Here is an 11,235-nt window from a genome sequence, read left to right on the forward strand (position 1 = left end):
CCAAAGCCTGTTTACTTATTGGCTTCCAGCTGGCGGATAAGGGCCTGAAAATCCTTGGGGTACGGGGCTTCCAAGGTCAGTTTTTCGTCCTTCATCGATTTGAAAATCAGCGACTTTGCATGGAGGGCCATTCGTTTCATCAAGGGTTCTTCTTCGGTGTTTTTCTTCAGGTTAAAGCCTCTTTTTATAGCGGATAAATAAAGTGGCTTTCCGCCATATTGCTCATCCCCGGTAATGGAGGCATTTAAAAGCGACAGATGAATGCGGATTTGGTGCATCCGCCCCGTTATGGGCCGACACTCTATTAAGGAGTGCTGCCGATAAGCGACCAATGTAGTAAAATAGGTTTGGGCTGGCTTCCCATCGCGTTTGCTGATTTTTACAATACCATCTGGTGCTGCCAAAATGGGGGCATCTACCAGGTGTTGTTTGAAATCATGAACACCGTCAACCACGGCATGGTATATTTTTTCCACCTTCCGGTGTTCAAACTGCATGCTCATGTGGCGGTACGCTTCAGGATTCTTTGCAAAAACAATGATACCCGAAGTATCCTTATCCAACCGGTGGCAGGCCTGGGCAGTCTCGCAATAATCACGCACCAAGGCCAACAGGTTAACCGGATCGCTCCGGTCTTCCAGCGTGGAAAGAAAGGGAGGTTTATTGACTGCAATAAAATCGTTGTCTTCCCACAGGATTAAATCTCTAACCGAATACTTTTTCACTCTGCAATTTTTAAGCGTGCCCTTCCTGCGGTTTTACACGCGGAAGTTTGAAGCTGAAATCTGAACCTTTACCCGGTGTGCTTTGTACCTCTGCCTTCGTGTGGTGGTTTTCGAGAATATGCTTGACGATCGCCAGCCCTAATCCTGTACCCCCTTTTTCGCGGCTTCGGCTTTTATCCACGCGGTAAAAGCGCTCAAATATACGGTTGATATGTTCAGGAGGAATGCCCTCCCCAAAATCGCGCACATGGGTAGTCACATATTTCTTTGTCACGTCAAAGCTGACTACCACTTCACTGCCTTCGAATGAGTGCTTCACTGCGTTGGATACCAGGTTGGTCATCACCTGGAAAATCCGCTGCCAGTCGGCATACACCATTACCTTACCGGGATTGCCCTCCAGGCGAAACGTGATGTCGCGTTTATCGGCTTTGCTTTCAAATTGTTCAAATACTTCCTGTGTAAGTTTATGCATATCGATGGTTTCGAAATGCATTTTGATCTGGCCGGTTTCAATGTGCGATAACGTGAGCAAATCCTGCACGAGGGCATCAAGGCCATCCAGGCTTTTGGCAGCTTTCTTTAAAAATCGTGTGCGCACGGCCTTGTCGTCCATGGCGCCATCAAGCAACGTATGCACAAAACCCTGTGCGGCAAATATGGGTGTCTTTAATTCGTGTGAAACATCGGCAATGAATTCTTTTCGAAAAGCTTCGAGTTTTTTCAACTCGTCAATTTCTTTTTGCTTGAGTTCAGCGAAGGAGAAAATTTCTTCGTTAATTTTTTCGAGAGGGTTTAGGGTTCCGGATCGTTGCTTATCCAATTTGTTCAACTCCTTCTTACGCAACTTCTCCATCAGCCGGTAAATTTTGTTGATCTCACGAAAGATGAGAAAATCAAGAACAACAAAGACAAGCAGGTATGAAACCGAAAAGCTGATACCAAACGCTACCAGCAACAACGTGGTTGAAGCTTCCTTGAACAACGTAAGAAAGAGGGTGGTAATTAAGGCAATGCAAATTGCCAGTAACAAGGCCAATACCCTCGAGTTATAAACCATGCGGGAAATTCAAGATTAAAAAATCAAAATTCAAGATAACAGAAGGAATCCTGATTGGGTACAGGCAGGTATTCGCGTCTTTCTCAAAATTGCTCAGCCGATAACATGCTGAAACTTCAATTGAGGCTGAACTTGTAGCCAACGCCTTTTACGGTAGTGATGTAATCTTCCCCGATTTTCTCGCGCACTTTGCGAATGTGTACGTCTACCGTGCGTGCCAGCACATATACATCCGATCCCCAGATGTTTTGCAACAGGTCTTCGCGACTGAATACTTTGTTGGGATTTTTAGCCAGGAAATACAACAGTTCAAATTCCTTTTTAGGGAGGTTTATTTCACGACCATCCACTTTGATGGTGTAACTGGTTCTGTCTATGGTAAGATCGCCAGCTGAAATGGAGCTTGACGGATCGGCCTTTTTCACTTCTCTTCTGAACAACGCACTGATGCGGCTTAGCAACGCGCGGGGTTTAATTGGTTTCGTGATGTAGTCATCGGCACCTACATCAAAAGCTGCCACTTCAGAATATTCCTCTGCACGGGCAGTAAGAAACACGATAAAGGTTTTTTGCAGTTCGGGAATTTCGCGCAGTAACCGGCAGGTTTCCACGCCATCCATTTTGGGCATCATGATGTCGAGCAATACCAGATCAGGATGGAATTTCTTGGCGATCTCCACCGCCTTGGCACCATCGCCAGCGGTTTTAACATCGTATCCATCTTTTTCGAGGTTGTATCTCAGAAGCTCCTGAATCGGCTCTTCATCATCCACAACAAGCACTTTATGCACGGGCTTGTTTCCCATAGATTAATGTAATTTAACACAAAAGTAGACAGAAAGGCAGGGGTTTAAAAACCGTCTGCCCATTCTTAACAATTCCTTAATCCCTGAAGTTCAGCCTACAAGAAGGGATGACGATCGGCCAAAACCCGTATATATGCCTTCAAATCTCTCTGGAAATCGTGCTTCCATTCATGCCAAAAAACATCTTGTTTTGACTGGTACCTTCTGAACGACATGAAGAACGCATTGTTGGGTATAACCTTGTGCTTATCTGTGGGGCGAACCAGCGCCTCGAACGACAAGGTGTCAACGGCATCCATGATTTTACGAATAGCGGCCTCCTTTAAGGTGCGCTTTTCATCAAGGGTTTTATCGGTCATAGCGACATAAACGCTGTCGAGGTAATCACATCCACGCAGGATATGATCAACATAGTGAGCAAACTCCTTGTCTTCCTGAACAAACTGAAGATAAGGCTCGCTGTTTTTCCCATACTTTGAAATCAAAAACCACTCTGCTCCCCGATCGCCAATGAACGAAGCCAGGTTTTCGTTGAAGTCAACGCTGTCCTTTACAAAGATGGTTGCATGCGCCATCTCATGAATAATCAAACTCACCAGGTCACCCTCCGATCGCGAAAGCATATTGCTCAAGATGGGATCGGTAAACCAACCTAAGGTTGACCAGCCACCCGGATTACGAACGTTAACATCCCAGCCTTCAGCCTCCAGTTTTTGTTTTTCGGCAAGTGCACGCTCCATCTCAAAAAAACCCTTGTACGGAACTGCACCCAGGACGGGAAACTCCCATTCTTTAGGCTTAAGCTGAAAAGCTTCACTGGCCGTAACCACCCACATGATTTCCTTACCCTGTTGGTCGTACAGGGTGGTATAGTTTTTTGTGTCGTTCAATCCGAGTGAATCAATGGCAAACTGACGCGCTTCAGCGATTAACAACAGCTTTTGCTTGAGGGAATCGGGAAAGGTTGTATCCGCGAGGTACTCCGCTACCGGTCGTGCATTCCAGACAATATTAAGTTGACCTTTTGCTTGGCGTAAGCCATACCCCACCAGGTCGCGATAGACCACGCACAACACGGCCACCACCACCAATAGGGTGAGCACAAACCACTTCACCATTCTTAAAAACCACCTCAGCATAGCTTAATTTCACGCAGTATACTCACTTTTGGTGAACTGCAGGAACAGCAATCTGATGAATGAATGGGCGCAAGGAACACTGACAACTACTGTCGCGAAAAGTGCCGCGCGTTTGTTTTTGGAAGGGTTAGTCGTAATTTCAACCCGGATTAACAACCGCTACAAACTTTAAACATTGAACTCATGAGTGACGCAAAAGAAAAATTAAAAGCGCTTCAGCTTACCCTCGATAAACTTGAAAAGACATACGGTAAAGGAACCGTAATGAAACTAAGCGATGAACGGGTTATTGATATACCCGCCATATCAACCGGCTCGCTGGGGCTGGACATTGCCCTTGGCATTGGCGGCATTCCGCGTGGCCGTGTAACAGAAATTTACGGACCGGAATCATCGGGTAAGACAACCCTGACCATGCACATGATTGCCGAAGCACAAAAGAAAGGTGGGCTGGCTGCTTTCATTGATGCGGAACACGCGTTCGATAAAAGTTATGCGGAAAAATTGGGTATTGATACGGAGAACCTGTTGATCTCTCAACCGGATAATGGCGAACAAGCACTTGAAATTGCTGATCACTTAATTCGTTCGGGTGCTATTGATATTATTGTAATTGACTCTGTTGCTGCACTTGTACCGAAAGGCGAACTCGAAGGTGAAATGGGTGACAGCAAAATGGGCTTGCAAGCCCGATTGATGTCGCAGGCGTTGCGTAAACTTACCGGTACCATCAGCAAAACCGGTTGTGCCTGTATCTTCATCAACCAGCTTCGCGAAAAAATCGGAATCATGTTCGGTAACCCGGAAACCACTACCGGTGGTAACGCCCTGAAATTTTATGCTTCTGTGCGATTGGATATTCGCAGAATCGGCCAGATCAAAGAAGCTGCTGATGACATTACCGGTAATCGTGTAAAAGTAAAAGTGGTGAAGAACAAAGTTGCCCCTCCGTTTAAAGTAGTTGAATTCGACATCATGTATGGAAGAGGAATTTCCAAATCCGGTGAAATTGTTGACCTGGGTGTTGAATTGAATGTGGTGCAAAAAGCAGGCTCCTGGTTCTCGTACGAAGGCAACAAACTCGGTCAGGGTCGTGATGCCGTGAAACAACTCATTGAAGACAACCCGGAATTGATGGAAGAACTGGAGAGAAAGATCAAAGAGAAAATCTCCGGTGTGGAAGGCAAGAAAGTGTTGGAGGAGAAAGAAAAGTAATAAGACAATCAGTCCACAGTCAATAGTCAATAGTCCATAGTCAGAAAGACTATCGACTATTGACCATTGACTAAAGACTAAGATGCCCGAATAGCAATCACCGGATCCAACCTTGCCGCCATGGCAGCCGGTACGATTCCGGATACCAAGCCGATTACAGTTGAAACACCGATTCCTAACACAATATTCTTGAATGAAAGGGTAACGACTAAACTACCCATCGGAATAAGGGTGATGAGGTACACCAAAAACAACCCGGCAAACCCTCCGATCAAACAGAGGAAAATCGCTTCAAACAAAAACTGAAAGAGTATAAAATAATTTTTTGCACCTACGGATTTCTGTAGCCCGATAATACTCGTGCGTTCTTTTACTGACACAAACATGATGTTGGCAATTCCAAAACCTCCCACCAACATGGAGAATCCTCCAATGATCCAACCGGCAACACCCACCACATCAAACAAACCGCTGATTACATTCATGATGGCTTCCGGTCTGTTCAACGCAAAGTTATCTTTCTCAACAGGCCGCACTCCTCTACGCGTACGTAAGAACCCGCGCACTTCATTCTCAAGCTCGACTAATCCAATGTCCTGCTCCGTTCCCTTCACTCCAATGGTTGATCCAATCTCATTCCAGCGTCCTGTACCGGTTTGGTAAAGCTTCCGGAAAGAATTGTATGGTATGATTACCGTAAAGTCGTTGGTAGTATTTCCCATAAAGCTTTGCCCCTCCTGCTTCACAACACCAACTACACTATACATCAGGTTCCTGACTTTTATGGTTTTGCCAAGCGCATCTTCATCATTGGGAAACAAAGCTTTTGCCACCTCATATCCGATAACCGCTACATTACGCCCGCCCATTACTTCATCGGTAGTAAAGTATCTGCCTTTTTCAATCGGCACTTCAAACAATTGTTCATACCCTTCACTGCCACCCAACAACCGCACTTGTCCGATACTGTTGCTGTTTCTTTTAATCAATGCATTTCCTCTTCCCGCCAGGATGGCGATGTGGCTTGCATTTTTGAGATTTTGTTTCAGAAATTTAAACTCGGCATAAGAGGCATTCGGCCTGCGGAAGTATTCCCACCACTTGTAGTCTCCACCTTCTTCCGGAAGCCACGGCATCTTTTCAATGTAGATCACCCCGGTTCCGATAAAGTTCAAACTGTCTTTGATGTTCTTTTCCAGGGAGTCAACCAACGTAAGCACGGCAATAATGGCAAAGATACCCACTGTAACGCCCAACAGGGACAAAATGGTACGCAACAGGTTCGACCGGAGGGCCTTCCAGGCGAACCGAAAACTTTCCATGATCTGACGCAGTACCTTCATGCTTTGGCCTTGGGGTTTATGGCTAAAATTACTCGGGTTAGTCGGCTTTTGGCCATTTGAATTACGCCCATTAGACTAAAAACAGGGCAATTTGTTACGGTATTTAAAAACAGGCTCATTCTTCGTAAATCTCAAGTATTGCCTTATTTTTGCAACCTTAAAAAAATTAACTGTTCATTGGGCATACTTTGCGTTTAAAATATGAAGCTTTCCGAATTCAAATTTGATCTCCCCAACAACCTAATCGCCTTACGACCAGCCGAAAACCGGGATGAAGCCCGTTTAATGGTGGTTCACAAAGATTCCGGAAAAATTGAACACAAGGTTTTTAAAGATGTGGTCAATTATTTCGATGCAGGCGATGTGATGGTAGCCAACGATACCATGGTGTTTCCTGCCCGTTTGTACGGCCGCAAGGAAAAAACGGGAGCCAAAATTGAAGTTTTTCTGCTTCGTGAACTGAATGCCGAAATGCACCTGTGGGATGTGCTGGTTGACCCGGCTCGTAAAATCCGTGTGGGCAATAAGCTGTACTTTGGTAACGGTGATTTGGTCGCTGAAGTAATCGACAATACTACCTCACGCGGAAGAACCATTCGCTTTCTGTTTGATGGCGATGCCGAAGCCTTTGATAAAGTAATTGAAACCCTGGGCGAGACGCCCCTTCCCAAATACATTAAACGCAAAGTGGAAGCCGAAGACAAGGATCGCTTCCAAACTATTTTTGCGAAGAATAAAGGTGCTGTTTCTGCACCAACTGCAGGTATGCACTTCACCAAGCAATTGGTAAAGCGTCTTCAACTGAAAGGTGTGGATATGAGCTTCATCACCCTGCACATCGGGTTGGGTACCTTCCGCCAGGTAGATGTGGAAGACCTTACCAAGCACAAGATGGATTCCGAGAATTTTATTGTTGGCCCTGAAGTAGTTGATAAAGTGAACAAGGCGCTCGACAATAAAAACCGGGTGTGTGCCATCGGTACCACCTCCATGCGTGCACTGGAGTCGGCTGTTTCGGCAACCAACCGGTTAAAGGTAAAAGAAGGTTGGACAGACAAGTTCATCTTCCCACCTTACGATTTCAAAATCTGTAATGCCATGATCACCAACTTCCACATGCCGGAATCAACCTTGTTGATGATGGCCGCAGCATTTGGTGGCTTTGAACTGGTCATGGAAGCCTACAAAGTGGCGAAGAAGGAAAAATACAAGTTCCTGACGTACGGTGATGCGATGTTGATTATCTGATGACATGGGTGCATGTTATTGCACCTCACGAATCAGATACAGAAACAACGAGATCGCTACGGGATAAATCATAAAATAGGTGAAGGAGGCATTCATGATGCCAAAAAACATGCTGAACGGGGCCAGCAATAGCAGGATGCCCGCAATCAGTATGAGTGATTTCTTCCCCGAGGGAATCGGCTCCTTTGCCACCTGGAACATGCGGTACACCAGGTAAGTCACCACCACCACATTAAACACAATCAGCAACAAGCGTAGTATCACCATAAGTATTTTGGTATTTTCACGGTGAATATATGAACAATAATAAAGAATACGCGCTTATTGTTGCCGGGGGAAAAGGCACGCGAATCAAAAGCAAAGTGCCTAAACAGTTTCTCGACCTGGATGGTGTGCCCATACTCATGCGCACCATCAATACCTTCTACGCCTACTCACCTGCTATTACGGTGATTGTTGTTTTACCTGAAGATGATTTTCCCATCTGGGAAGAGCTATGCCTGCTTCACAAATACCACAAACCTTTACTGCTTACCAAAGGTGGTGACACCCGTTTTCAATCCGTTAAAAATGGGCTGGATAAAATTGAAGGCGAGGGTTTGGTCGCTATCCATGATGGTGTGCGCCCGCTGGTGAGTGAAGATATTATTGGTGCATCGTTTCGCCTGGCAGCTGTGCATGGTTCAGCGGTAGCAGCTGTGCGCCTCAAAGAATCCATTCGCATGACCGATCAGGACAACACCAAAGCAATGGATCGTTCACGCTTCCGCTTAGTACAAACACCACAAACGTTTCAGGTTTCATTAATCAAGCAGGCGTATCAAACAAAAGAAGATGCAAGCCTTACCGATGATGCCAGTGTGGCTGAACGCGCGGGGCATTTGATTTCTTTATTTGAAGGAAGTTATGAAAACATCAAGATCACCACACCCGAAGATTTGATAGTAGCTGAAGCACTTATCCGAGCCAAAAAATAAAGCCGGCATACACCGGCTTCACTCTCCTGTTAAACTATAGAAAATAATTTCTAACCTAATCAGTACTCATCTTCATTGAAGAAGAAGTCTTCCTTGGTCGGGTAATCCGGCCATATCTCTTCAATGCTTTCATACGGCTGACCGTCATCCTCCAATTCCTGAAGATTTTCCACCACTTCCAACGGTGCGCCCGAACGGATGGAGTAGTCAATCAATTCATCCTTCGTAGCCGGCCAGGGTGCATCTTCCAGGTATGAGGCAAGTTCAAGTGTCCAATACATAACAGAGGTCCTCCTTTTAAATTTTCGCAAAAATAGAATTAATTACTCCATAGTCAATAGCCCGTTTTGGCCAAAAAACCACTTGCCACTCCATGGTAAATTTGGCCGGAAAGTAACCGCTGAACCATTCCGCTACAATCATGGACTATCGGGTAAAAAAAGCCATATTTGCGCCTTGTCTGAGGCAGGCACTAATTGCCTGAACGGCAAAATCCAACAAATGATTTATGGCTGACGAAAAAATAATTTTCTCGATGACGGGCGTGAGTAAAATCTATCCGCCCAATAAACAAGTACTGAAAAACATCTACCTCTCCTTCTTTTATGGAGCCAAAATTGGTGTGCTGGGATTAAACGGTTCTGGAAAATCTTCCCTTCTGCGCATCATTGCCGGTATTGATAAGGAGTTTCAAGGCGAAGTCGTTTCTGACCTGGGGTACTCCGTTGGCCTGCTGGAGCAGGAACCTCAATTGGATAAAACCAAAACGGTAAAGGAGGTTGTGGAAGAAGGCGTGCATGAAACGGTTGCCTTATTAAAGGAGTTTGAAGCGATCAATGAAAAGTTTGCCGATCCGGCCATTATGGAAGATCCGGATGCCATGGATAAACTCATTACCCGTCAGGGTGAAGTACAGGAGAAACTGGATGCCGTTGGCGCCTGGGAACTGGATCACAAACTGGAACGCGCCATGGATGCGCTGCGTTGCCCCCCGCCTGAAGCAAAAATCGAACACCTGTCGGGTGGAGAAAAAAGACGCGTAGCACTTTGCCGCCTGTTGTTGAAAGAACCCGATGTATTGTTATTGGATGAACCCACCAACCACCTGGATGCCGAATCGGTGTTGTGGCTGGAAGAACATTTGCGTCAATATAAAGGCACCATCATTGCCGTAACACACGATCGCTACTTTTTAGATAACGTGGCCGGATGGATTTTGGAACTGGATCGCGGAGAAGGTATTCCGTGGAAAGGAAATTATTCTTCCTGGTTGGATCAGAAGCAAAAGCGTTTGGCACAGGAAGAAAAATCTGAATCCAAGCGTCAGAAAACATTGGAGCGTGAATTGGAATGGGTGCGCATGAATCCGAAAGGAAGACAAGCGAAAGCCAAAGCGCGTTTAAGTGCCTACGAAAAACTGCTCACACAAGAAACAAAAGAACGTGAAGAAAAGCTGGAGCTTTACATTCCGCCCGGACCACGTTTAGGAAATAAGGTTATTGAAGCCAATGGCGTGGCCAAAGCGTATGGCGATAAGTTGTTGTATGAAAATTTAACGTTCTCATTACCGCCTGCTGGTATTGTTGGTATTATCGGACCAAACGGTGCCGGTAAAACCACGCTGTTCAAAATGATTGTCGGCAAAGAAAAACCCGATGCCGGAACATTTGAAGTAGGCGAAACCGTACAGATTGCCTATGTGGATCAGGAGCACGATGACCTGAAACCGGAAGATACGGTATGGCAGGCAATCACCGGTGGCAACGACCTGATTATGTTGGGTGGTAAAGAAATGAACTCGCGCGCGTATGTGGGTAAGTTCAATTTCAACGGAACCGATCAGCAGAAAAAAATCAAAGAACTCTCCGGTGGTATGCGTAACCGCGTGCACCTGGCCATTGCCTTGAAACAAGGTGGCAACTTGTTGTTGCTTGATGAACCGACCAACGATCTGGATGTGAACACGCTTCGCGCACTGGAAGAAGCGTTGGAAAATTTTGCGGGTTGTGCTGTAATCATTTCCCACGACCGCTGGTTCCTCGATCGGGTGTGTACACACATTCTGGCGTTTGAAGGTGATTCACAAGTGTACTGGTTTGAAGGAAGCTTCAGCGAATACGAAGAGAACAAGAAGAAGCGTTTGGGTGATGATCAGCCGCATCGGATACGGTATAAGAAACTGGTAAAATAGACTTGAGTAGTTAGACGTAAGACATAAGATGTAAGACATAAGATATCAGAATTGAATCATTCCTATATCTTGTGTCCTTGGTCGTAAGTCTTAAGGCCATTTTTTCCAAATCATGAAAGCTTTCTATACAATCATTCTTCTCGTCATGTCGAATGCATTCATGACATTTGCGTGGTATGGGCATTTGAAATTCAAAGACATGAAGTGGAGCGCAAGTCTTCCACTTATTTCCATCATTCTCATCAGCTGGGGCGTTGCGTTATTTGAATACATGCTTCAGGTACCCGCCAACCGTATTGGCTTTAAAGGATATGGCGGTCCGTTCTCACTCGTTCAGTTAAAAGTAATTCAGGAAGTAATTACGCTGGTGGTATTCGTGGCTTTCTCGCTCGTGTTTTTCAAAAACGAAACGTTTCGCACCAACCACCTCATCGCGTTTGTGTTTTTGGTATTGGCGGTGTATTTCGTTTTTAAGAAATAACTACAACCCTATAAATGATTCCAAAAAAAGAGATCGCAGACAATCATCTG

12 protein-coding genes are annotated in these 11,235 nt (G+C 45.5%); 5 read left to right on the plus strand and 7 right to left on the minus strand.

What is annotated here, in order from left to right; translation table 11 throughout:
* Positions 1 to 11: 11 nt before the first annotated feature.
* From QY309_12070 to QY309_12085, 4 genes are all read right to left on the minus strand, one after another.
* Positions 12 to 725, minus strand: a complete 714-nt coding sequence (locus QY309_12070) for an RluA family pseudouridine synthase (protein WKZ58601.1) — start codon at positions 723 to 725, stop codon at positions 12 to 14.
* A gap of 10 nt (positions 726 to 735) precedes the next feature.
* A complete protein-coding gene (locus tag QY309_12075; protein WKZ58602.1) occupies positions 736 to 1,785 on the minus strand; it encodes an ATP-binding protein in 1,050 nt (349 codons plus the stop codon).
* 116 nt (positions 1,786 to 1,901) lie between these two features.
* Positions 1,902 to 2,591 (minus strand): response regulator transcription factor, encoded by a 690-nt coding sequence (locus QY309_12080; protein ID WKZ58603.1) that lies wholly within the window; start codon positions 2,589 to 2,591, stop codon positions 1,902 to 1,904.
* 95 nt (positions 2,592 to 2,686) lie between these two features.
* Positions 2,687 to 3,730 (minus strand): aminopeptidase, encoded by a 1,044-nt coding sequence (locus QY309_12085; GenBank protein ID WKZ58604.1) that lies wholly within the window; start codon positions 3,728 to 3,730, stop codon positions 2,687 to 2,689.
* 183 nt (positions 3,731 to 3,913) lie between these two features.
* Between QY309_12085 and recA the strand changes: the two genes are divergently transcribed.
* The gene (recA, locus tag QY309_12090; protein WKZ58605.1) at positions 3,914 to 4,945 is read left to right on the plus strand and encodes a recombinase RecA; all 1,032 of its coding nucleotides are present in this window, start codon (positions 3,914 to 3,916) and stop codon (positions 4,943 to 4,945) included.
* A gap of 77 nt (positions 4,946 to 5,022) precedes the next feature.
* Here the strand turns inward: recA and QY309_12095 are convergent, their stop codons facing one another.
* On the minus strand, positions 5,023 to 6,288 hold the full coding sequence (locus tag QY309_12095) for an ABC transporter permease (GenBank protein WKZ58606.1): 1,266 nt from the start codon (positions 6,286 to 6,288) through the stop codon (positions 5,023 to 5,025).
* Between the two features lie 201 nt (positions 6,289 to 6,489).
* Between QY309_12095 and queA the strand changes: the two genes are divergently transcribed.
* Positions 6,490 to 7,536 carry a tRNA preQ1(34) S-adenosylmethionine ribosyltransferase-isomerase QueA gene (queA, locus tag QY309_12100; protein ID WKZ58607.1) on the plus strand — a complete coding sequence of 349 codons (1,047 nt, stop codon included), beginning with the start codon at positions 6,490 to 6,492 and terminating at the stop codon, positions 7,534 to 7,536.
* Between the two features lie 15 nt (positions 7,537 to 7,551).
* Here queA and QY309_12105 read toward each other — a convergent pair whose 3' ends face one another.
* Positions 7,552 to 7,803: a hypothetical protein gene (locus tag QY309_12105; GenBank protein WKZ58608.1), complete on the minus strand. Its 252-nt coding sequence runs from the start codon at positions 7,801 to 7,803 to the stop codon at positions 7,552 to 7,554.
* A 29-nt stretch (positions 7,804 to 7,832) separates the two neighbouring features.
* Between QY309_12105 and QY309_12110 the strand changes: the two genes are divergently transcribed.
* The gene (locus QY309_12110; protein ID WKZ58609.1) at positions 7,833 to 8,513 is read left to right on the plus strand and encodes a 2-C-methyl-D-erythritol 4-phosphate cytidylyltransferase; all 681 of its coding nucleotides are present in this window, start codon (positions 7,833 to 7,835) and stop codon (positions 8,511 to 8,513) included.
* 59 nt (positions 8,514 to 8,572) lie between these two features.
* Here QY309_12110 and QY309_12115 read toward each other — a convergent pair whose 3' ends face one another.
* Positions 8,573 to 8,794: a DUF2795 domain-containing protein gene (locus QY309_12115; protein ID WKZ58610.1), complete on the minus strand. Its 222-nt coding sequence runs from the start codon at positions 8,792 to 8,794 to the stop codon at positions 8,573 to 8,575.
* Positions 8,795 to 9,021: 227 nt separating this feature from the next.
* On the opposite strand from QY309_12115, the gene ettA reads away from it, so the two are divergent.
* Both ettA and QY309_12125 read left to right on the plus strand, forming a co-directional pair.
* Positions 9,022 to 10,704, plus strand: coding sequence for an energy-dependent translational throttle protein EttA (gene ettA / locus QY309_12120; protein WKZ58611.1), 1,683 nt, complete (start codon positions 9,022 to 9,024; stop codon positions 10,702 to 10,704).
* A gap of 112 nt (positions 10,705 to 10,816) precedes the next feature.
* On the plus strand, positions 10,817 to 11,185 hold the full coding sequence (locus QY309_12125) for a DMT family protein (protein WKZ58612.1): 369 nt from the start codon (positions 10,817 to 10,819) through the stop codon (positions 11,183 to 11,185).
* Positions 11,186 to 11,235 lie beyond the last annotated feature (50 nt).

It is taken from the genome of Cyclobacteriaceae bacterium (assembly GCA_030584025.1).
Taxonomy (GTDB): Bacteria; Bacteroidota; Bacteroidia; order Cytophagales; family Cyclobacteriaceae; genus UBA2336.